This window comes from Pirellulales bacterium, assembly GCA_019636335.1.
GTDB lineage: Bacteria > Planctomycetota > Planctomycetia > Pirellulales > JAEUIK01 > JAHBXR01.
Window position 1 is genome coordinate 262,783 of record JAHBXR010000002.1, and the last position, 23,299, is coordinate 286,081.

At 64.5% G+C, this 23,299-nt stretch carries 15 protein-coding genes; 5 read left to right on the top strand and 10 right to left on the bottom strand.

Annotated elements, in window-relative coordinates:
• Nucleotides 1–13 precede the first annotated feature (13 nt).
• Entirely contained in the window at nt 14–2,356 is a 2,343-nt protein-coding gene (locus KF708_03250) for an MMPL family transporter (protein MBX3411712.1), read from the top strand.
• 39 nt (nt 2,357–2,395) lie between these two features.
• Here the strand turns inward: KF708_03250 and KF708_03255 are convergent, their stop codons facing one another.
• From KF708_03255 to KF708_03285, 7 genes are all read right to left on the bottom strand, one after another.
• The gene (locus KF708_03255; GenBank protein MBX3411713.1) at nt 2,396–3,487 is read right to left on the bottom strand and encodes a sugar phosphate isomerase/epimerase; all 1,092 of its coding nucleotides are present in this window, start codon (nt 3,485–3,487) and stop codon (nt 2,396–2,398) included.
• 302 nt (nt 3,488–3,789) lie between these two features.
• Nucleotides 3,790–3,960 carry a hypothetical protein gene (locus KF708_03260; GenBank protein ID MBX3411714.1) on the bottom strand — a complete coding sequence of 57 codons (171 nt, stop codon included), beginning with the start codon at nt 3,958–3,960 and terminating at the stop codon, nt 3,790–3,792.
• Nucleotides 3,953–4,351: a hypothetical protein gene (locus tag KF708_03265; protein MBX3411715.1), complete on the bottom strand. Its 399-nt coding sequence runs from the start codon at nt 4,349–4,351 to the stop codon at nt 3,953–3,955. The genes KF708_03260 and KF708_03265 overlap by 8 nt, the downstream gene beginning before the upstream one ends.
• Nucleotides 4,352–4,451: 100 nt before the next feature.
• Nucleotides 4,452–4,955, bottom strand: coding sequence for a hypothetical protein (locus KF708_03270; protein ID MBX3411716.1), 504 nt, complete (start codon nt 4,953–4,955; stop codon nt 4,452–4,454).
• A 147-nt stretch (nt 4,956–5,102) separates the two neighbouring features.
• Complete coding sequence (locus tag KF708_03275; protein MBX3411717.1) at nt 5,103–6,347, bottom strand: CCA tRNA nucleotidyltransferase; 1,245 nt, start codon at nt 6,345–6,347, stop codon at nt 5,103–5,105.
• A gap of 163 nt (nt 6,348–6,510) precedes the next feature.
• Nucleotides 6,511–10,014: a UvrD-helicase domain-containing protein gene (locus KF708_03280; GenBank protein ID MBX3411718.1), complete on the bottom strand. Its 3,504-nt coding sequence runs from the start codon at nt 10,012–10,014 to the stop codon at nt 6,511–6,513.
• Nucleotides 10,011–13,286 carry a PD-(D/E)XK nuclease family protein gene (locus KF708_03285; GenBank protein ID MBX3411719.1) on the bottom strand — a complete coding sequence of 1,092 codons (3,276 nt, stop codon included), beginning with the start codon at nt 13,284–13,286 and terminating at the stop codon, nt 10,011–10,013. Before KF708_03285 ends, KF708_03280 begins: the two co-directional genes overlap by 4 nt.
• A 250-nt stretch (nt 13,287–13,536) precedes the next feature.
• On the opposite strand from KF708_03285, the gene KF708_03290 reads away from it, so the two are divergent.
• The 4 genes from KF708_03290 (at nt 13,537) to KF708_03305 (ending at nt 19,207) form a co-directional block, all read left to right on the top strand.
• Nucleotides 13,537–14,787, top strand: coding sequence for a DUF1559 domain-containing protein (locus KF708_03290; GenBank protein MBX3411720.1), 1,251 nt, complete (start codon nt 13,537–13,539; stop codon nt 14,785–14,787).
• A gap of 332 nt (nt 14,788–15,119) precedes the next feature.
• On the top strand, nt 15,120–16,838 hold the full coding sequence (locus tag KF708_03295) for a DUF1549 domain-containing protein (GenBank protein ID MBX3411721.1): 1,719 nt from the start codon (nt 15,120–15,122) through the stop codon (nt 16,836–16,838).
• A 39-nt stretch (nt 16,839–16,877) separates the two neighbouring features.
• Nucleotides 16,878–18,170, top strand: coding sequence for a DUF1501 domain-containing protein (locus KF708_03300; GenBank protein ID MBX3411722.1), 1,293 nt, complete (start codon nt 16,878–16,880; stop codon nt 18,168–18,170).
• The gene (locus KF708_03305) at nt 18,167–19,207 is read left to right on the top strand and encodes a WD40 repeat domain-containing protein (GenBank protein MBX3411723.1); all 1,041 of its coding nucleotides are present in this window, start codon (nt 18,167–18,169) and stop codon (nt 19,205–19,207) included. Before KF708_03300 ends, KF708_03305 begins: the two co-directional genes overlap by 4 nt.
• 73 nt (nt 19,208–19,280) lie before the next feature.
• Here KF708_03305 and KF708_03310 read toward each other — a convergent pair whose 3' ends face one another.
• From KF708_03310 to KF708_03320, 3 genes are all read right to left on the bottom strand, one after another.
• The gene (locus KF708_03310; GenBank protein MBX3411724.1) at nt 19,281–20,543 is read right to left on the bottom strand and encodes a PQQ-binding-like beta-propeller repeat protein; all 1,263 of its coding nucleotides are present in this window, start codon (nt 20,541–20,543) and stop codon (nt 19,281–19,283) included.
• A 163-nt stretch (nt 20,544–20,706) separates the two neighbouring features.
• Complete coding sequence (locus KF708_03315) at nt 20,707–22,530, bottom strand: sigma 54-interacting transcriptional regulator (protein MBX3411725.1); 1,824 nt, start codon at nt 22,528–22,530, stop codon at nt 20,707–20,709.
• Between the two features lie 66 nt (nt 22,531–22,596).
• Complete coding sequence (locus tag KF708_03320) at nt 22,597–23,259, bottom strand: methyltransferase domain-containing protein (protein ID MBX3411726.1); 663 nt, start codon at nt 23,257–23,259, stop codon at nt 22,597–22,599.
• Nucleotides 23,260–23,299: the final 40 nt, after the last annotated feature.

The following is a 23,299-nucleotide window of genomic DNA, read 5'->3' on the forward strand; positions in this document are numbered from 1 at the left end:
GAGAGTTTGCGCCGTGTTCATGGATCGAGTGGTCGAGTTATTCGGTCGGCATCGGGGAGTGGTGGCGCTCTGCATCGTGCTCTATACCGCGGCGGCGGCCTGGGGCAACGCTCGGCTGGGCTTCGACGACGTGCCGCGCAGCGTCTTTCGCACGGCCGACGACGATTTCGTCGAATTGGAGAAAGTCTTTGCCGATTTCGGCTCCGACGACAACGACTGTGTCGTCGTGATCGAACCGGCGGGCGAAGGTGATCCCTCGGGCGATCTTTTCACCCCCGAGCGCATCGCCGCCCTGCGTGCCGCGATCGCCAGCCTACAGACGCTCGAGGGCGTGGACGAGGTGCGCAGCCTGGCGGACGTCGTGGTGGTCGATCCCGTGCGCGGGGGCGCTCGCTCGCTCTTGCCGCATGAAGGCGAGCCATCGCGCGAGGCCTTCGCCGCCGCGCGTGCCGCGGCGGTCGCGCATCCCATGATCGTCGGGCAGGTGCTTTCTCCCGATGCCCGCACGGCGCTGGCCATCGTGCGGCTCGAAGGCAACTCCCTCTCGATCGGCGATATCGAGCCGCACATCGCGCGGCTGCGCGGCGTGCTCGACCAGGTGAATGCGCAGGGAGTATTGCGGTTGCGACTGACGGGCGTTCCGCCGATCCGCGTCGAGATCTTCCGCACGGTGCAGCGCGAGAGCTCGCGCTTTATCGTGATCGGCGCGATCCTCGGTTTCGGCATGGCCACGCTCCTCTTTCGCCGCTTCTGGGCGGTAATGATCGTGGCCAGTGCGCCGATTCTCGGCTCATTCTGGACCCTCGGCACGCTGGGGCTCATCGGCGAAAAACTGAACGTGATCAACACGGTGCTGCCGACGCTCGTGCTCGTCGTCGGCTTTGCCGATTCCGTCCACTTGATGCACGACATTCGTCGCTCGGTGGCCTCGGGCAAGACGCCGCTCGAGGCGGCCAAGCTGACCATCCGGCATCTGGGGCCCCCCTGCCTGCTCACGTCGGTCACGGCCTGCGTGGGCTTCGCCTCGCTGGCGGTGGCCGATCTCGATGTCGTGCGGCGCTTTGGTCTGACCTGCGCGATGGGAGCCCTGTTGTCGTTCTGTGCCGTGATCCTGGTCGTGCCGCTCTTGTCGAGCACAGCGCTGGGATACCGCCTGCAGCCGAAGCGGCTGCCCCAGGCCAGCGACTGGCTGCCGCGCGCGTTCGACCGCCTGGTCGACTTCCTGATGCGCTATCCCCGCTCGGTGACGCTCGCCGGTCTGGCGGCGACGATCTTCTTCAGCGTCATCGCCCTGCAACTCCGCCCCGACAATCGCCTGACGGAGACGATCCCGCCGGAGAACGAGTCGTATCAGGCGCTGATCGATTGCGATCGCGCCTTTGGTGGGATGCTGATGGCATACGCCCTGGTCGAATGGCCCGACGACAAGGAACTGCGTTCTCCCGAAGTGATCGACCTGATCTTCGAGGTGCAAGAGACCTGCCGGCATACCGAGGGCGCGCAGTACCCGTTGTCGATCGTCAACCTGCTGCAGGCCTTGCCGGGGCAGCCGGGCAATCTGGCTGCCCGCGTGCCGCTGTTGGCCCTGGCGCCAACCGACGTCGTGCAGCGTTTCGCGCGGCCCGACCTGCACAAGGCGCTCGTCACCGTGCATCTGCGCGATCGCGGCATCGCGGCGCATCGGCCGATCTTCGAACGTCTGGCCGCTCAGTTCGCCGACATCGAAGCGCGGCATCCCGGCATGCAAGTACATCTGACGGGGAGCGTTGTCGTGGCGGGACGCAACATCAACACCATGATCGTCGACCTGGTCACCAGCCAGACGCTGGCCGACGGCGTGATCTTCGTGGCGATGATGATCGGCTTCCGTTCGCTACGTTATGGGCTGGTGGCGATTTTGCCGAACTTTTTCCCCATGGCCTTCACGGCCGCCGTGCTCGTGATGACGGGGCGGCCGCTGCAGGTGACGTGCGTGATCGTGTTCAGCATCTGCATCGGCATTGCCGTCGACGACACGATTCATTTCCTGGCGCGCTTTCGCCGCGAGTTGGAAGTGGACGGCAACGTCCACGAGGCGATCCGCCGCACCTTCCACGCCGTGGGCGAAGCGGTGGTCACGACCACGCTCGTGCTGTTGGTAGGCTTTGCCAGCGTGCTGACGAGCGAGATGCCGACCAGCCGGTTGTTCGCCTGGCTGTCCTGCACGGCGATCGGTTCGGCCCTGCTGGGCGACCTGTTCATCCTGCCGGCGATGCTGGCCTGGTTCGTCCCCGCACGTCAACGCCGTGCCGCGCGGCAGCCGTCAGAGGCGAGCGCGGTGGCGGATGGAGATACCGCCAGCGTGGCCGCGCATTGACGCGCGGCGGGCGGGAACGCGAGCTTTCTTCGTGCTCGACTACATGTAGATCGGGTCGAGCTCGCGGCGAATGTAGGACATCGAGTGGCGGAAGCTCTCAGCACACGAGGTGCGAATCGTGTCGAGATCGTGGATGAGCCAGCCGCGCCAGTTCATGGGCTCCATCATCCGCAGGATCTCGGGGAAATCGATCGATCCGCGACCCAGCTCGAACATCGAGTTGTAGTACCGACCCTGCGGCGTATCGCCGGCAAAGTGCTCGCCGTTGGGGGCCTTGTAGGCGTGGTCTTTGGGATGGCGCGTGGCGTCCTTGAAGTCGAGCCCGACCAGGTTCGGCAGAGTCGATCGCAAGATCGCCTTCACGCTGCCCCCCGCCAGGTGCAGGTGAGCGGTGTCCCACCAGCCATAGACGTAGCGGCGATCGGTGCGCTTCAAAAAGGAACGCACATGCTCGGGCGTCTCGACCATCGAGTACATGTGGTTCTGCACGCCGATCCGCACGCCGAAGTGATCGACCGCCATGCGCCCCATGCTGCTCAGGAACTGGCACATCTGCTCGAACAGATCGTCGAATTCCTTGTCCTCGGTGCGCAGGCCCTGGGGCATCGTCGGCATGTAGACGGTCATCGTCCTGGCGCCGAAATACTGATGGATGCGCAAGATGTCGCGGGCCTGATCCATCAGCTCCTGCTGCTTCTTGCGATCGTAATAGCGTCCGCCGAAGGGGATCGAACAGAACTTCAGCCCGCGCGTCCCTAGCTCGTCGCTGAGTTGCTCGATCGACATGTTGTTGTCTTCGAGAATCTTCGGATAGGTGTGAATGCGCAGCCCGTTGAACCCCGAGGCGGCGGTCTCGTCGAGAATGCGAATCAAGGGGAGCGGCTGTCCCGGGGGCACTTCGCGCGCCCAGGAGGTGGTAGCCAGCCCGTAGAGCAGGTTCGGCCGCACGAAGGGACCGTTCGACGAGGTCGCTTCCTCGACGACTTCTTCGCTGCCGGTCGGGGAAGCAAGCGGGTTCGTATCGAGCTCTGGCTCCTGGGCACGCCCCCAGGCGCCCCAGGCGAGTGCCTGGCTGCCGGCGAGAGCTCCCAAGGCCCGTTTCTGAAATTCACGTCGACTGAGGGAACGCATGGAAGGCAAACTCCGATCGCGAAGCGAGGTGCAAAATAGGGGAGTACCAGCCGACGTGGCGGCCAGACCGGGGCGGCACGAACACCGCGAAAGGGAGCCGTTTGGGCCACAGGAGGCCAGTATAATCCCCCTCCACGAGCAGGGCAAAAAACCGCGCAAGAACTTGGCGGCCAGCACTTAGGGTCAGGCAGGCACCTGCCCCACGGCCCCGCCACCGCACGGTTTCTACGGGCACTCGGACGGGTCAGTTCGGCCGGTCCATTTCCCAGGCAGGTTGAACCGTGCGTCGCGAAGCGACGCGATCAAGAGTCTTTGAGCTTGGTCAGTTCGGCCTCGGCCTGGGCGATCTCTTGCTCGAGGCGGCGGATGTCGTCCGGTTCGTCGGGCTGCTGGCGGGCTCCGGCCAACTGCTGGCGAAGCTTCTGCAGCTTCTGCTTGAGGACTTCAACGCGTTTCTTGGCCTTCTTATCCATGCCGGTCTCCGCCTTGATCGTGGGAATCGCCAGGTTGCTGAGTTGCCCCGGTGTCGAACGTCGCCGCGTGCGGGTTCGGCCGGGCAAACTCGTTCGTATCGGTCTGCACGTAGGCCGCTTGATGTCCGTGCGTGGCGACCTGCACCAGATCGGGCTCGACATGCACGATCGGTTCGTCGTGATGAAGGCGCAGGGCAGCCAGCATCGCGGTGATGTTCGACAGCTTCAGGCCGAGCCCCTCGTAGAGCGATTCGATCTCGCTGCCGTACGTCTCGCCGCGCGCGTCGTCGAGCACGCGTTCTTCCGCCGCGACGATGCGTTCGCTGAGTTGATGGACAAGCAGGTCGCGGGCCTCGCGAAGAATCTCGATCGCGCGCAGTCGGTCGTGCATGGGTAAGCGCAGCTCCGCAACGAAGGGATCGGGCCGCTTGATGTCGAGCGGCCCCACTCTTCGAGCATAATTCGAGATCATTCGTTCGGCAAAAGTGGGCTTAGGCGGGGGGCGCCACCACCGCCGGCTCGGTCGGCTTGGGCCCCTTGAGCGGCTTGTCCGCCATCCGCAGCACGCCGGAGATCATCACCAGGACGATCGCCAGCCACATGTTCAGGTTCAGCCAGAAGCGGGAGTTGGCGCGAATTTTTTCGGTCGATTTGCCCCGGCCGACCAGGGCCGCCGCGATGTACATGATCATCAACGCCAGCAGAAACTTGATGCCGAAAAGGGGATGGTAGTAAGGGATATCGCTCAACTTGTACTTGATCTCGAGCATGGCAATGTTGTAAAGCCCGCTGACCAAGAGGAAGCCCAACGACAACATCACCGGCATGAGCCACCGCGAGCGGACGGCCTCGGTCAGGGCCTTGCGCTGCTCTTCCGACATCACAGCGAGCGAGGGAAGCAAGGCGGTCCGCATGAAGATCGTGCCCCCCACGGCCGTGATGGCGGCCAAAATGTGCATCCAGCGAAAGACGATACCGAGAATGTCGAGGAGCACGCGGCGGTTCCTTGGAAGCGAGAACAGAGAGGCGAGGAAACTGGTTTGCCGCATCCTAAGAATGCGATGGGGCGCTGTCTAGTTGGGAGGCGAGTGCCTGCGCGAGGTTTCGTCCGTGCCAACCTGGCCTCGGCGTGCTGCGGCGTCCTAGGTGGCCAGCAGTCGATCGACCAGGGTCAGGGCCTCGGCACGCGAGTGGATTTCGCCATCGAGTTGCGCCGCGCGCAGCGTGGCGATCAGTTGTCCCATGCGCGGACTGGCGGGCACGCCGTGCGAGAGGAGATCGTGCCCCGAGACGAGGGGGGGAGGATTCAAATCGTCCGGCGTGCGTATCAACTGCTGACGGCACCAGGCGAGATCGTCGTGCGGTTTGCTGGCGGCCTGCCGGATGGCCGCGACAAGGGCGATCAAATCGTCGATCCCGGGTTCGATGAGCAACGGTTGCGTCTCTGACCAGCGACGTCGGGGCGCGTCGTCGAGGGAGCGCTGCTGCGTCACGAGCCAGGCGGCCCGTTCGGCCTCGCGCGTGGCCAGACGCCAGCTCCGTGCGAGCGACTCGATCGCCAAGCCTGGCGCCGAAACACGATGGGCGAGCGCCGCCAGGGCCAGTGGAAACGAGGCCTCGCCGAGTGCCGCCAGCACGGCCAGCGTTTCGCGCCAATCGCTCTCGGGGAGCCCGTCGAACTCCGGCGCCACCACCGAGAGCAGCGTCGTTTCGCGCAGCAGTGCCATTCCCTCGGCGCGGCGCGCGTGGCTCAGCACCACTCGCATTTCGGCCGCGATGCGCTCGGGACTGACCACGGTCACCTGGTCGGCCATCTCGACCAGGGCGGCTTGCGTCTCGTGATCGAACGTAAAGTCGAACGTGGCCGCGAAGCGCACGGCGCGCAACATCCGCAACTTGTCTTCGGCGAAGCGTGCGCGCGGTTCGCCGATGGCCCGGATCAGGCGACGCTGCAGATCCTCTCGCCCGCCGACGTAGTCGATCACGATTTTGGCCACGGGATCGAAAAAGAGCCCGTTGATCGTAAAGTCGCGCCGCGCGGCGTCATCTTCGGGAGAGCTGAACGTGACGGCATCGGGATGGCGGCCATCGCTGTAGCTTGCATCGCGGCGAAAGGTGGCGACCTCGATCAGGCCCGCCCCGGCCGGACCGCGTACGGCGACGACGCCGAAGGCGATGCCGATCTCGAGCGTCCGCTTGCGGCCGAAGGCCTCGCGAATCTCGAGTGGCGTGGCATTCGTGGCGACGTCGTAGTCCTTCGGCGTGCGTCCCAAGAGTTGATCGCGCACGCAGCCTCCGGCCCAGTAGGCCGTATGACCACGCGCACGCAGTCGCTCGACCACCGAAAGGGCAAAGTCGCGCTGTGCTTGAGGGTCGGTCGGAGCCATGGGAAGCCGTCAGGTCGAAGTCGCGCCGAGAAACGGACGATAGATTACACGAATCGGGGCCTGGCGAACGAGTGTCCTCGTTCGACACGCCGTGGCGACACAAATCACTCGCGGCGTGGATACGATCCCCGCAGCTTCGAGACCCTCATTACCAGCAAGCTGCTCAAGCGACGCTGGCCACGTGGGCCAGCCGTTCGCGCAAGAGTTGCTCGGCGCGGCGGCGGTTCTTGCTCCCCACCAGACAGGCGCGTTCCTCGCCGGCGCGCAGGAAGTGGAGCGTGCTCGACGCCAGCTCGCTTCCCAGGCTCTGTTCGGCGGCCAGCGTATAAACGGCCATCTGCAGTTCGTAATGTTGTGCCAGGTCGTCGAGCGTGGCGGACTTCGTATCGTTCGTCTTGTAGTCGAGCAGATGCCACGTCCCACGTGCGTCTTGATAGAGACAGTCGATATAGCCACGCAGGTAGCAGCCGGGCGGTATGCCGTTGGTATCATCGGGGCAGGCCAACATGAACTCCAATTCGGTGTAGACCGCCTGGGCGTGGGACAACTCTGCCGCCCGTGGTGACTTGCAAAAGTGGGCGACAAGTTCTGCTGCCTGCTGTAGATCGACACTGGCGACCAGGTTCAGGTTCTCGGCCTGTTCGCGTACCAGCCGCGGCAAATCGACCTGGCCTGCCCAGGGGGTCTCGGCCATGACGGCATGGACGAGCGTTCCCAGCGCGGCTCCTCCGCTTCGAAGATCGGGCTCGATCGTCTCGAGGTCGAGCAGTTCGCCCCGCTCCTCGTCGGCCACGATTTGTGTGGAATGAAGGTCGCCCGACAGCCGAGAGACGGAAAACTGCCGTGGCGCCAGCAGACGCACCGGGACGGGCGCCACCAGCCGGGGCAGTTGGCCGGTTGTCTGCCGACCGGCGCGTTCGAGACCGGCGAGCGTTTCGGCAAGGTCGACACGCGGTTTGCTCGTCGTCCCTCCTGCGGGCAGCGGGGGCTCCGTCGATGTGACCCGCACCAGGGGGCGTTCCATGCCGGGGGGAAGCACGCCGCAAAGTTCGCCCGTCGCCAGATCGAAACGCCGCGCGAGCAGTTGCGTCCAGGCACCGCCTGGTTCTCCCAACGATTCGACGGAGCTTGCCAGCATCAGGTAATCGGCCGCGCGGGTCGTGGCCACGTAGAAGAGGCGTCGCGTTTCTGCCTCTTCTTCGGCCTGTTCGACCAGCGCAAGTAATTCATAGCCGGTCGTGGGCTGCTTGTCCTCGCGCTCTTGCGGTACGCGAACGAGCGGTCCGAGCTGGGGGTCGAACGCCATGCCGGAACCACGCGCGAGCGACTTGCGATCGAGGTCGGGCACGACCACGACCGGAAACTCGAGCCCCTTCGACTGATGGATCGTCATCAGTCGCACGACGTCGGTATCTTCCGACTGCGTGGCGGCCGGCGGTTCATGCGGCTGCCTCGCGACGAACTCGGAGAGTTGTGCGATGAAGTCGTCGAGCGTGAAGGTGCCAGTACGATCGAATTGGCGCGCCTGCTCGACCAGCTTTTTCAGATTCGCGAGCTTGCGCTCGCCCAGAAACTCGGCCAGCAGAATGGCGTCGTAGCCCGTGCGCGCGAGCGCCTCGTTCACCAGCGCCGCCACGGGCAACCGATCTTTCCTGGCACGCAGCTCGCGCAAGGTCGCGGCGGCAAAAGCGGCACGCTCCTGCTCGGCCGGAGCAAGCTGCCGCGGTAGTTTCTGGGTGAAGAGCCCCACAGCCAGCCCGCCGTTCTGCCTGGCCAACCAGTAGAGTGCTTCGTCGGTCAGCGAGAAGAAGGGGCTGCGCAGCACACCGACGAGGCTTACTTCGTCGCAGGGGCTCGCCACCGCCCGCAGCAGGTTCAGTAGGTCGTGGATTTCCTGCTGCGCGTAGAAGGCATGCCCGCCGACGAGGTAGTAGTCGAGTCCATAGCGTTGGAGCGCCGTTTCGTAATATTCGACGTCGGACAGGGCGCGAAACAGGATGGCGACGTCGCCTTGCCGCACGGGGCGCAGGTGGGGCGCTTCGCCCGGCTGCTTGCCATGGTCGACCACGAGCGGCGTCCTCTCATCGATCAGCGTGCGCAGGCGGCGCGCGATCCAATCGGCCTCGCGCTGCCGCTGTTGCGATTTCGAGAGATCGTCTTCCTGCTTCGGCGACCAGAGAAACTCGATGGCGGGCTTCTCGGTCAGTTGTGGGCGGTGCGCAGCAAGCGGCTCGTAATGGTCTCCCAGCGAGTCGAAGAACAGCGCATTGACGAAGTCGAGAATCGCCGGCTGACTGCGAAAGTTTCGCGACAGCGGCAAGCGGCCCTGCTCGGGAGTTTCCTCGCGCAGTCGGCGAAAGACACTCGGGTCGGCTCCGCGGAAGCGGTAGATCGACTGCTTGTGATCGCCGACGAAGAACAGTTTGCCACGGGCGAGTTCGTTGCCGCAGAGGGCCTTGATGAGCGACACCTGCAAGGGGTCGGTGTCCTGGAATTCATCGACCAGCAGCATCTGGATGGCGCTGGCGGCGTTGCGGCGGACATGCTCGTGCGCCGGATCGGTCAGCAGCGCGCGTGCGCCGATCAGCAGATCGTTGAAATCGAGCTGCGCCGCTTCCCGCTTGCGTCGCTCGTAGGCAGTCGCGACTTCTGCCGCGACGTGGATCAGCCGCAGTCCGAGATCGGCCGAAACCAAGCAGCCGCCGAGATCCAGCTCGACGTGCTTGCCGACTTGATCGATCTCGGCTCGGAGCGACGTCAGCCGATTTTTCACGCGCTCGTATACGTCTTCGCTCGGCCAGACTTTGGCCGAGCCCCCCCCTTGGACCTTGGCTTGCTCACGAATGTCTCGCAACAACTGCGCCGGGTTGCTCGGCAGGGGATCCGATTGAAGCTGCGGCAGCAGGTCGAGCAATATCAAACGGCGCTGTTGCATGACCGGGTGATCGGGCACGTGCTCGCGCAACAGCTCCGTCAATTCGATCGTGCCGCGAGACGTGGCCAGGCGTCGCAGCAACGCGGGCAGGGCCGTGGCTTGTTGATACTGCTGCCACAAGGTCACTAGCGCGGCGGGCGTTTCTTGAATCCAACGCCCGAAGTCGATGTCCTGTCGCGACTCGACCAACTGTGCCAGGTACTCGCGCACGCGCGGCAGCCCCAGCCGGGCAACCAGCTCGAGTGCCGACTCGTCGCGCGCCGTCAAAAGTCGCCGGAGTTGATCGTCCATCGCTTCGGACAAGATCGTATGAGCTTCGGCCGTTTCGATGACCGAGAAGCGAGGATCGAGGCCGGCTTCGACCGCGTGGCTGCGCAGCAGCGAACCACAGAACCCGTGAATCGTGCCGATCCGGGCACTGTCGAGATCGCGCAGCAACGAAAGCCAGTGCCCGGCGTCGGCGTCGTCGGCGCCGAGCAAGCGCCGCCGGCAGGCCTCGCGGATGCGATCGCGCATTTCGCGCGCGGCGCGCTCGGTGAAGGTGATCGCCACCAATTGCGAGAGATGCTTCACGCGCCGCTGCGCCGGGCCGTGCGGATCGAGATGCGAGAGGAAGCGTTCGGTCAAAACGAACGTCTTGCCGCAACCGGCTCCGGCCGACAACGCCACGGAGTGCTTGCGCTCGGCAATGGCCCGGGCCTGCTCGTCGGTAAACCTGGTGGCGGCGGTCATGGCAACTTGTCCAAGGCGCGAGTCTGGTGAACGCGGCACACGGTGCGAAACGTACACCGGCTCGTGCAGTCTTCGTCTTCGTTCGACATGGGGAACCTGCCCGCGCGGATCGAGCGCACGAGGCGCAGGACCGTCTCGCGCAGCTTCTGCCGGCGAAGTTCCCATTCGGGGGCTCTGGCTAGGCGTTTTTCGTCGTCTACCGCCAGGGCCAGCGGTTGGTGAAAGCCGCGCTTGCGGATCTGCCAATAGCCGGCATTCCAGGGCAGGGCCTCGCTGCCGGCCAGCAGCAGGTCTTCGGCGGCGTGCGTGTAAATGTCGAGCTGCAGCGAGGTGGCGTGGAACTCGCGCAGCTTTTTGGCCGAGGGAACGTAGCCCGTCTTGTAGTCGATGACATTGAACACGACGCGGCCGCGGTGTTCTCCCACGTCGAGCCGATCGATGCGCCCCCCGATCAGGACCGTGATATCCCCCTCGGTAATAATGAGTGGCTCGACGGTGGAGATCGCATCGTCACTAGGGGCCGGCAGCCCGAACGACACCTCGAAATGCCTGGGAGTCGGCGCCGCGTCGAAATCGCTCCAGCTTTGGCTGTAGCCCTGGTGCTGCTCGGCATACAGTCCGGCCCAACCACCGATCACGCGCCGGTCGATTTCGTCGAGTGCCGCGGAGAGCGTTTCGGCGTGCGCGCTGGATTGCAGCAGCTCGGCCAGCGTGGCTACGAAATGCTCGTCGAGCGCGGTGCGTGCGGTATCTCCCTCGATCTGCTGTCGATGGAGCAACTTGAGCGTTTCGTGCAGCAGCCAGCCGCGCCGGGCGTGATCGATCTGCAGGCCGAGCTCGTCGAGCGGCGCCGCGCCTAGCACCTGCTCGGCGAAGAAGCGGAACGGGCATTGGGCGTAGAGCTCGAGCTGGCTGGGGCTCCACAGATGCTCGTTGCCGAAGTCGCGCGCGAGTTGCGCCAGCGTGGCTTCGCCCACAACGATGCCTTCGTAGATGCCGAATTCCTCGCGACGGCTTCGTTCGCGCGTGAGGCGCAGGCCGGCAACGATGTTCGCGCCCGCCGTTTGCGTGCGCGCGGCATGCGCGAAAGCGGCCAGCGCCTCGGGTTGGCCCGACAGCGACAGATCGGCGGCCCGGAGACGCGCTTCGCGCAGCGATAGGGGGTCGTGATCGCGCGGCACCGGCGAGAGTCCCGTCTCGGCATGTCGCGTCACGCCGAGGGGGCCGAAGGCGCGTTCCAATTCGGTCAGAAAGGGACTGGCGAGCAGCGGTTCGCCTCGCTCGTCGAGTGCCGGATAGCTGAGCGTGAGCCGACGCCGAGCACGCGTGACCAGTTCATAGAAAAGGAGCATTTCCTTCTGGTTCTGGTCGGCACGCAACTCGAGCGGCAGTCCCGCCTCGCGGAAGGCCTGGTACTCATGCTCGGTGTAGAAGCGGTCCTCGCGCAAGGCCGCGGGAAAGGATCGCTCGGTGAGCCCGGCCAGAAAGAGGTAAGGAATCGACAAGGCGCGCGCGGCCGGCGCCGACACGACGCGCACGCACCCCGACTCGTCGCGGCGCCCCTGGGGGCGATGCCAGCGCGCCACGTCGGCGAGCAGTTGATAGAACTCGTGCCGCGAGAGTGTCTCGGCCTCTTCTCCCAGATGTCGCTCGAGCTGCGCCAGCCGTTCGAGCGCGGCCAGCAACTCGTCCCACGCGATGCGATCGTCGGCCGAGGCCGCGTGAAGCAGCCCCGTCTGCTGGGCCAGTTCCGTCAGCACCGCGCTCCACGTGGCAAGATCGGCTCGTGCCGGAAGGCGATCGTAGACGGCGGCCAATCGCGTCAGCGTGCTTCGAGCCTGGGTCAGGTCGCGCTGTCGCACGGCGACCATCGCCTCATTCTCGCGCTGCCCCTCTTCGTCGAGCGGCGCGCGTTGGTCAGCGCGTGCGAGTGCCCACTCGATGGCCTCGAGCAACTTGCGGCGTCCCGAGGGGATCTGCAAACGTCGCACGACACGTTCGATCGCCGCGGTCGATGTCTCGGCGTGCCAGCCCTGCCAGCGCGGTGCGAAGTAGTTGTTGCCGACGGCGGCGAGCAGGCGGCGATAGGGCCAGTCCTCCTGATCGACGCGCAACAGATTGAGCAGGGCGATGATCGGGGGGCGATCGGTCAGCGCCGGCTCCCCTTCGAGAACATAGGGAATTCCCTGTTCGTCGAATACTTCGCGCACCAGCGGCGCCCAATCGGCCACCGAGCGAAACACGACGGCGATCGCCTCGGCGGCGACCGGCGCGCCGCCGTGTGCCGGATCGCCATCGACGAGCAACTGCTTGATCCGCCGGCCGACCAGTTCCAGTTCGTTCAGGCGGCCTGCTGCGGCCAGGATTTCTAGGCCGCGGTTGTCGCGCGCCGCCGCGATGTGGCGCGGATCCTTGAAGAGCTGCGATTCGATGTGCGCCTGGGCCGGCCACGAGGCGCGCTCTTCGCGCGGCAGATGTTCGACGCGACTCCGCGGATGCCGCCTTTGGAGTTCCTCGAGCGTTGCGCGGCTTTTGGCGAACAACTCGTCGCGGTCCGATTCCGGTTCGAGCGGCAGCGAGATATAGAGGTCCTCGATCCGCTCGGCGAGAAACTCGAGCATCTCGTGCTGCGTGCGCGTGAAGTCGGTGAAGCCATCGACGACGGCGAGACGCACCCGCGCGTACGCCCCCAACTCCCCCGCGCGAAGATGCTCGCGGGCCGACCAGAGACGCCCCTCCGAGTCGTAGAGCTGGCAGCGGTTCAATTCCTCCTGGTACTGGCGATAGAGGGTGAGCAGTTCCCGGTCTTTGGCCGCCAGCGAGCCGCGGGTGCGGCAGACCTGGGCGAAATCGTCGGGCCAGATCTCGATGCGTTTGAGCTCGGCGATCCATTCGGCCAGCAGGTCGACGAACCCGCGCGAATCGGCGATCGCCGCGAAGTAGGGGAGTTCGCCACGCTCGAGGGCCTGGTCGACGAGTCGCCGCAGCAGGCGGCGTTTCGACAGGCCATCGATGGGGCGCGCCGGCTGCGGCGCCGATTCGACGATACGGAAGGCGAACTCTTCAAAAGTCGCTACGCCCGGCGCGAGAAAGCTGCGTGCGGCGCTCGTCAGCAGGTTCCGGCGCACCTCGTTCGCGGCGCGATGGGTGGGGGCCAGCCAGAGGCAACTCGCAATGGCCAATTTACCCAGCGATGGTCGATAAAGTTGGAGGAGTTTAGCGGTCTTGCCGCTGCCGGCCGGTCCGGCGACGAGGTGGACCCGGGCTGCCATGGCGCTCCGTCTTTTACGTGTCCACCCAGTGGAGGGAGAAGCTGGGTGGTTCGGGCGTTTTTGTTTGACAGAGGAGAGTAGGAACCGCTAAGATCGACCCTGTCTTCACCGGAACAGGACAGCGACCCGCGCTCGCATTGGGTTCGCGTACATAGCTACTTCGGAAGCGTAATATCAGGCGTTTCTGTACGCCTGTCTAGATCCCTCATCGTTTTCTTTCTTTATCCTTGTTGTCGCGAGGAGGCGTTCCATGTCTCGATTCACTCGTATCCGCAGGGGGTTCACCCTGGTGGAGCTGCTGGTGGTAATCGCCATCATCGGCATCCTGATCGCGCTGCTGTTGCCGGCCGTGCAGGCCGCACGCGAAGCCGCGCGCCGTTCGACCTGCCGAAACAACATGAAGCAGATCGGTCTGGCGTTGCACAACTATGCCGAGACGTTCGGCACGTTTCCCCCCTCGGCCACCGGTTCGATCATCCGTGGTACCGGCGCCCTGCAGCCGCGTCCCGGTAGCTATCACACCGGACGTAACCGTTTTCCGAACGGCACGGACTCGGATGGTCACATCTACAGCTTCCTGGCGCTGATCCTGCCGCAGATGGAAATGGGCGCCCTGCACGGCATCATCAATTTCAATCGCCCGACGTTCCAGACGACGGCCATCAGCGGTCTCGCGGTCGATGCAAACAATCCTCGTGCGGCGGGCACGTCTATTCCTGGTTATATTTGTCCGTCGTTCTCTGGTACGCACACGTCGATCGCCGATGAATACGGCGGTGCCAGCACCACAGACCTTGCCACGTTGGCTCTTGGTCAGCCTTATATCGCATTGCCGCTGTCGCAGTATCAAGCCGTCGGCGCCTCGACTTGGGAAAAGATGCTCGGCGTGGCCACGTCCAGCTCGACCAATCCGGTGCCCAATCCAGACGGTGCCATGTATCCCACCTTCCGTGGGCGCGAATCGCACACCCGCTTCCAAGACTTCCTGGACGGCACGTCGCAGACGTTCTTGTGCGTCGAGACTCGCGAACGTCGTTACGCCACCTGGTACGATGGTTTCACATCGTCGCTCGTGACGCTTTACCACAAGAATACAGATCCTGCAACCTTGCCGAACAATAGCCAGTTGTTGCCGCCGAACTCGGCCGGAAACCCGAATCGTTTCCGTACGACCGGCCCGAACAGCAACATCACGAACCTGAACTTCGGCGCTGGCCAGATCGATCAACGTATTGATGCCACGACGAAGCATTACTACATGGGCGTCCCAGGCAGCAGTGGCCCCACTTTCCCACCCGTAGCGGCCGGCACGCCCAATGGATTCAACGGCTGGAGCGCTAGTTGGGATTATGGCCCCAGCAGTGAGCACTCCGAAGGTGCCCATCACCTGATGGGTGACGCCAGCGTGCAGTTTATCCAGAACGGTATCGACGCCGCCACCTACTATGCCCTCACGACCCGCGGTGGTCACGAGTCGCACAGTTGGGAGCCCGGCCAGTAGTCGTTCTGGTCACTCAATCGCGTAAGTTCGCCGCACGCTCTTACTCTGGTGGGAGCGTGCGGCTTTTTTTATGCGCGGCACCCCTCCAGCAGAATCGCTCGTTCATTTGCCGCACCTAAAACGCCCGCGCCGCGTGGCAGTGGCATTTTCTTGACGCGACGTACCGGAACGCCTAACGTATCAACGTCTGTCCATGCGTTGTGGGGGCCGCGGATCCCATCTGTCTTGAGCGAGGTGGCGCGGCCTCTCCTCCAACGTCCTGCCCGGTGTGTGATTCCCGCTACGTTCCCCCCTTTCGGTCGTGGTTCGTCAAAGTTTCGGAGTGATCCGCCATGTCGCAAGGGGGAGATCCCTGGCGCGGTTGCGTGTCCCTGCTTGGGATCGTGGTCTGCCTGTCATTCGTCTCGCCGCTGGCCACGGGGGCGGAACCGCCTCTGCACGAGCGTATCGACGAGCAGATCGCGGCGCACCATGCCGGGGCGATGGCCGAACGCGCGAGCGATGCCGAACTGCTCCGCCGCCTCTATCTCGACCTGACGGGCCGCATCCCCACGACGTCGGCGGCGCGCGCCTTTCTCGACGATCCCTCCCCCAACAAACGCGAGCAACTGATCGATCGCTTGCTCGCCAGTCCGGCCTATGCGCGGCACATGCAGCGCACGTTCGACGTGTTGCTCATGGAGCGGCGTGCCGACGAGCATGTACCGGCCGCCGAGTGGCAGGAGTATTTGCGCAGTTCCTTCGCCACGAATAAGCCCTACGATCAACTCGTGCGCGAGATCCTCTCGGCCGACGGTCTCGATCCCGCGCAGCGGCCCGCGGCGAAGTTTTATCTCGACCGCGCCGGCGAAACGAACATCGTCGTGCGCGATGTCAGTCGCATCTTTCTGGGCATGGATCTGCAGTGTGCCCAGTGCCACGATCACCCGCTGGTCGACGACTACAAGCAAGACTATTTCTACGGGCTTTCTGCTTACCTCACGCGCAGCTTCATCTTTACCGGCCAGGACCAACCGGCCACGATTGCCGAGAAGGCCGAAGGTGAGGTGAAGTTCAAGTCGGCGTTTCTCGACGAGCCGGAACGCCAGACGGGGCCCCGCGTGCTCGAGACCACCTCTCTCGTGGAACCTGCCTTTGCCGAGGGAAAGTCGTATGTCATTGCCCCGGCCGAGGGCGTCCGCCCGCAGCCGCGCTTCAGTCGCCGGGCATTTCTGGCGACGGATTTGACCTCGCCCGAGAATCGCCAGTTCAGTCGCACGATCGTGAATCGACTCTGGGCGCGGATGATGGGGCGTGGTCTGATCGAGCCCTTGCACTTCGATCACAGCGATAATCCACCGTCGCACCCCGAGTTGCTCGATCTGCTGGCCACCGAATTCACCGCCGGCGGATTCGATCTCAAGGCCTTGCTGCGCGAGCTTGCTCGATCGCAAACCTATCAACGTTCGAGCGAATGGCCGGCCGACCTGGATGCCCAGGCTTGTCCGCCCGAATCGTTCGCGGTGGCGAATCTGAAGCCCCTCTCCCCCGAGCAACTGGCGGCGAGCACGCTCGAAGCCACGGGCATGTCCGAGGCGATTCGTGCCGAGTTCGAACAGCAGCTTCGCGGCGATCCGCGCCTGGGCGAGGTGCTCGCCGCGGACGAAGAACGTCGCACGCTGCGCGAGGAGATGAGCGAGCAGCGACTGAACGCACAACTCCTAGGTCAGCTCGGGCAGTTCGTCGCCTTGTTCGGCAACCTGCCCGGCGAGCGGCAGGACGCCACGGAGGCCACGGTCCACCAGGCCTTGTACTTCTCGCACGATGGAGGCATGGCCAGTTGGCTGACCCCCTTGGGACAGAACCTGGCCGCAAGGGCCGTGTCGCTTTCCGATCCCGCGCTGGCCTGTGACGAGATCGTGCTCAGCGTGCTGTCGCGTCGTTCCACGACGGACGAGCAGCAAGAGTTCGCCCATTTGCTCGCGGCCCAAGGCGAATCGGGGCGAGCCACCGCCGTGTCGGAGTTTATCTGGGCGCTCCTCGCGTCGAACGAGTTCCGCTTCAATCACTAATATGGACTGCACCTTCTGGGTGTAGATGAGGATTGAGCCATGCAGTGTGCCTACGCCTGCCGCTCGACAGAACACTCGATTGCGCGGCGTTCCTTCCTCGGAGGAATGTTGGCCGGCGCCGGCGGTGTGCTGGGAGGCGCCTTCGGCGGCTTCGCACGGCCGGCCGCTGCGCAACAACTCGCCTCGACCCAGAAACGCGTCCTCGTGGTTTATCTCGCCGGCGGCGTGAGCCAGCTCGAAAGCTGGGATCCCAAGCCCCAGACCGACACCGGCGGACCGTTTCGCGCGATCCCCACCTCGGTGCCTGGCATCCACATCTCAGAGCTGCTGCCCTATACGGCGCAGCAGATGCACCACTTATCGATCGTGCGCAGCGTGAACACGAACGAGAACGATCACGGCAAGGGGAGCTACATCATGCATACGGGGCGGCGCGAGGAGCCCGCGCAGCCCTATCCGCATTTGGGATCGGTGGCCGCGAAGTATCTCTCGCCGGAGGATGCGGCGCTACCCGGCTACATCCACATCACGCCGGGAGGCAACGGGGTCAGCGCCAGCGAAGCCGCCTTCCTCGGCCCGCGTTATGGCGCGGTGACTTTGGGTAATGGCGAGCCCCCGCGCAACACGAAACGCGCCGAATCGTTGACCGAAGCCGCCGACCTGGCGCGCAACGATCTGCGGCGCCGCCTGAACGATCGGTTCGTCGCGCGACGACGAACCGCCGAGACCGAGGCCTACAGCTACTCCTACGAGCAGGCCCTCAAGTTGGTCGCCCAGCGCGAGCTGTTCGACGTCACGCGCGAAGGGGACGCCGAATTGGCGCGCTACGGCACGCACGATTTCGGCCGTCATTGTCTCCTCGCGCGGAGACTGCTCGAGCACGGCGTGACCTTTGTCAAAGTCTCGCATTCGAATTACGACACGCACAACGAGAACTTCGACTTCCACATCGAGCAGTTGGGCGAGTTCGATCGCCCCTTTGCGACCCTGGTAGGCGACCTGGCCGAGCGCGGCATGCTGGAAAGCACGCTGATCGTCGTCATGTCCGAGTTCGGACGGACGCCGCAGATCAACCATCTCTACGGCCGCGATCATTGGGGCACGGCCTGGTCGGTCGTGCTGGGGGGCTGCGGCATCCAACCAGGCGCGGTCATCGGCAAGACGAACGAAAACGGTACCGCCGTGGCCGATCGTGAAGTTAATGGTGGGCACCTGTTCCATACCTATCTCAAGGCGGTCGGACTCGATCCCCACGAAGAGTACGTTATTGGCGGACGCCCCATCGCCATGGCCGATCCCTCGGCCGACGTGATTCAGGAACTGTTGATATGAACGAAGCTCCCGCCGCCCCGGCCGAGAATGCTACGCCCGCACCTGCTAGTGCCGTCGATCCGACAAAGACGCGCGCGGCGCGCGAGTTCGAGTACACCAGTCCCTTTCTGGCCTGCCGCTTCGATCCGACGGGCACTTACGTTTTCGCCTCGGCGCAAGACAACACCATTCAGCGTTTCCATCTCGAATCGGGAGAGCGCGTGGCGTTGGTCGGGCACGAGAGTTGGCCGCGTGGCCTGGCCTTCTCGCCCGCGGGAGACATGCTCTTCAGCGGAGGCAACGAAGGGCGCTTGATCGCCTGGCCCGCCGGCGCCGCCCCGATCGAGCCCGCTCGCGTCGGCGAAGCCCATCAAGGTTGGATTCGCGCCGTGGCCGTCAGTCCCGGTGGTTCGCTCGTGGCCACGGCGGGCAACGATCGCCTGGTGCGGCTTTGGAACGCGACGGACGGCACGCTCGTGCGCGAGCTGGCGGGGCACGAGAGCCACGTCTACAACCTGGCCTTCCATCCGAGCGGGGTTCACCTGGTCTCGGGCGATCTCAAAGGCGTGATCCGCCAGTGGGACGTGGCCAGCGGCGCCGAAGTGCGCACGCTCGATGCCAGTCGGCTTTGGAAATACGATGCCGGCTTTGCTGCCGATATCGGCGGCGTGCGTGCCATCGCGTTCAATCACGATGGCACCCTGCTGGCGTGTGGCGGCATCACCGATGTCTCGAACGCCTTTGCCGGCGTCGGCAATCCGGCGGTCGTGCTCTTCGACTGGGAGAGTGGATCGCCGAAGCTGGTACAACTCTCGAAAGAGAATCTACAGGGGGTGGTGTGGGGCCTCACCTTCCATCCCGACGATTTCCTCGTCGGCGCGACCGGAGGAGGCGGTGGGGGCTCGCTGTTGTTTTGGCGTCCCGATGCCGAACGCGAGTTTCACCGCCTGGCCTTGGCGGCCACGTCTTGCGATCTGGCGCTTCATCCCGACGGGCGACGACTGGCGGTGGCCCATTACGATAAGAAGCTACGGCTGTACGACATGACGGCGGCCTGAGCGCCCGTCGTTCCATCGCGGTGTGCGGTGACGATGCACCGCTCGTTTGTTCTCCGCCGGCGCAGCGTGGCGGCTACTTCTTGCCGCCGATCGAGAAGAGTTGCGAGACCGTGCGGATATACAGCCGCCCGTCCGCGACGGCGGGCGTGCTGCGGCATTCTTCGCCGAGTGGGATCTTGCCCAGTTCTTCGAACTCCTCGCCGGCGCGGAGCACCATGACTTCACCATCGTCAGAGACGCAGTAGAGTCGATCGTTCACGCAGATGGGCGAGCCCGAGAAATTTCCGCCGACGCGTTTGCGCCACACGACTTCGCCGTCGGCCGCGTTGATGCAGGTGACCACGCCATTGTCGGCCCAGAGAAAGACGCGATCACCGTGTACCAAGCCGGTCGGTACATAGGGGGCCGATTTGTCGATGCGATAGGCCTCGGCCGGTTGGACCTTGCCATCGGCCGTGCCGGGTTTCACCGCCACGACATAGTTGCCGCCGCCCCCCGAGCCGCAACTGCCGAAGATCAATCCCGCGGCGACGTAGGGAGAGCTGACCGAGCGTTTGTCGAAGACGGAAATCTCCCAATTCACCTTGCCGGTCCACGGCTCGACGCTGGTGATGCCGTGCGCGCCGCTGTTGAAGATCAATTCCGGCGGACCGCTGGGGGGGTGATAGAGGCACGGCGTGGAGTAGGCCACCACATTAGTCTTGCGAGGGGTCTGCCACACGGTCTTGCCCGTCATCCGATCGACAGCGAGCAGAAAACTCTCGCCATCCTGATCGTTGCCCAGGATGATCAGATCTTCGAACACGACAGGGGACGTGCCGCAGCTATGCTGGCTCTTGAACAAGCCCAGATTGCGTCGCCAGACTTCGTTCCCTTCGTGATCCAGCGCAATAAAGGCATACTCCTCGGGCGACGACCAGGCGACGTACACATGGTCGGCATCGACGGCCGGCGTGGGCGTGGCGAAGCTGTTCCGCTCGTGCTTCGTATGGGGCGAGCCGTCGTATTCCTTCGTCCACAGGATCTTGCCCGTGGTATCCAAACAGATCGCGGTGCGCGTCGTGCCGTCTTCGGAAGCCGACGTGAGAAAGATGCGGTCCCCCCACAGCACGGGGCACGAGTGGCCCAGTCCCGGCAGCTTCGCCACCCAGTTGTAATCGTCGGCCGTCCAGGTGACCGGGATTCCGGCCGACTCGACGACGCCCGTCCCATTCGGACCGCGGAAGCGGGTCCACTCCTGCGCTTCGACCGCGTGCGAGGAGAGGGGGCTCGCCGTCAAAATAGCACACAACGCCAACGCACACACGCTGGCATCGGAGACGAAAGACAAACGCATAGAAGAAAACTCCTCGTCGCGAGTCGTACGGGCGGGGTTGTTTTCTATGGCGGTGGTTGGGGTAGGGCAGCCCTTGATGGTAGCCCATGCCAACGAGACGGGCTAGCAGTTTCGCCGTGCGGCTCAAATCCGGTGAGGCAGCATGCTCAGAAGTCGGCTGCCGTTACTTGCGATCGATGCCGTACTCCTCGATCTTACGATAGAGCGTGGCGCGGCCGATGCCCAATAGCTTGGCCGCCTCGGGCACGTTGCCGTCGCTGCGATCGAGCGCTTCGCGAATCAGGCGGCGTTCCCAGTCATCGATGCGCAACGTATCGAAGCCCCCTCCGCCATGTGGATCGCGCAGGCCCAGGTCATCAGCCTCGATGCGATCGCCTGCCGCCAATACGACGGCACTATCGATCACGTTGCGCAATTGACGCACGTTGCCGGGCCAGTTGTATCCCAGCAGGCGGCGCTTTGCCTCTTCCGCGAGTTCCAGCCGCGGGCGACCGTGTTGCTGGCGGAAGTGCTCGAGGAAGAAATCAATCAACCGCGAAACATCACTGCCCCGCTCGCGCAAGGGGGGAACGAACAGCTCGAACACGCTCAACCGATAATAAAGGTCCTCGCGGAACTTCCGCTCGCGCACGTAGGCCTGCAAGTCCTGATTCGTGGCGGCGATGATCCGTACGTCGACGCGGATTTCCTCGTTGCCCCCCACGGGCAGGAAGGGATGGCCTTCGAGGATGCGCAGCAGCTTGGCCTGCCCCTGCAACGTCATCTCGCCGACTTCGTCGAGAAAGAGCGTGCCCAGGTCGGCCTGCTGAAAATAGCCCACGTGATCGCGATCGGCCCCGGTGAAGGAGCCTGCCTTGTGGCCGAAGAGTTGGCTCTCCATCAGGTCGGCCGGAATCGCGGCGCAGTTGACCGACAGCATCGGCCGATCGGCGCGCGTGCTGGCGCGATGCAGCGCGCGGGCGACAAGCTCTTTGCCGGCGCCACTCTCGCCGCGCACCAGCACGCAACCCGTGGCGCGCCCCAAGCGGCCGATCTTCGACTTGAGCTCGAGCATGGGCGGACTTTCGCCGATCAGCTCGCCGAAGCCGGCCGATTTCTCCTTCAACCGCTGCAAATCGGTCTGCACGCTGACATCGTGGCGCGCCCGCACCAGGGCCACCGCCGAGATGTTGGCGAGCGAGATGGCGAAGTCGAACTGCGACTGCCGGAAACGTCCATGTTCGAGGTAGGCGTGAATCGCACCAACGACTTTCGTGCCGTTGAGCAGAGGCACGCACAGTGCGTCGGCATAGTGACGCAGGGTTTCGTCGGTCGTGCCCCCGCCGCGCTGGCTGGCGATCCAGATGGCGTGCCCTTCGGCCAGCACCAGGTGCGTCAACGATTCGCTCAAGGGCAAATCGCGCAAGGGTTGCTCGGGCAGGAACATCTTCGGCGTGAGACGTCCGTCGTCGCTGACCCAGAGAAAGGCCGCCAGCGACGCGCTCGTGCGGTCGCGCAGCAGATCGAGTGAAATGCGCACCACCTCGTCCGGCGAGGCGCAACCGAGCAGCTTGATGCTGAGCTGGTAGAGCAGCAGCAGGTCGTGGGCCTGTTCGAGATCTTGAATGGCGCCGATCGCCAGGTTGGCCGTGTTGCTCGGCCCGACGATCGAGTCTTTGACCAGCGTCTGCGTGACGCCGGGGTCGGTATCGCCCGTCGAAGTCGGCGGCTGGGCACTTTGTTGAAAGGCGAACTCGGTCGAGCCCACGCGCACGTGATGCCCGGGCACGAGGGCCGCCTCGTCGATCTTCTGACCGTTGACGAACGTTCCGTTGCGACTCTCGGCGTCGCGCACGTGCCAGGTGCCGTTCGCATGGACAAGCACGGCATGAATGCGCGAGCAGAGGGGATCGCTCAGCACGACCGTGCATTCCGTGCCGCGGCCGATCGGGTTCTCGCGCGCAGGGTCGAGCAGGAAACTGTCGCCGGCACGCTTGCCGACGGTCATCGTCAGATAAGAATACACCGGCACGAGAGCACCACTCGCTCGAATCAGCTCGTTACACCGCGCCCGCTAGTATAGCCGCTCTGCCGTTGTGGGTGAGCCATCCGCGGGTTTACGGCCGCAGGCGGCCATCATGCCCCACCACCATCCGGCGCGAAAGGTGCGAATCGCAACGTCGACGAACCCTGCCTGACGCACCAGTGCGGCACAGGCCCTGCTGCCGAGAACGGCATTCTGTGGCCGTCCGATGATCCGCAGCCACCACGTGCCTAGCCGGCAGGTGAGAAAATCGTCGCACCAGTCGGTCAGCACGAGTTGTCCCCCCGGTCGCAAGACACGCCGGATCTCCTGCAGTCCCCGGTTGGGGTCGTACCAGAAGTGAAACGCGCTCGTCGACAGGACCGTATCGACCGACGCGTCGGCGAGAGGGATGTTCTCGGCCACCCCTTCCAGAAACGAAGCTTGGGGGAGATCCCGTTGTCGCGCGAGGTGCAACATCTCGGCGCTGGGATCGATTCCCACGGCACGGATGGTCGGCTCGCGCTCCGCAAGCTTCGCCAGCACATAGCCCGTGCCGCAACCAACGTCGAGTACCCGAGCTTGTGGTAGTGGATCTAGATGCGCCAGCGTTTCTTCGGCGGTCCGTGCCAGGTAGCTCCGCCACCGCTGGTCGTACGAGGGAGCAAGCTGGCGATATTCTTGGCGAACGGCCTCGAACAGCGTCTCTTCCATGGCTTGAGTTTGTCGTTCCGTCCTTCCGCTGTACAGAACG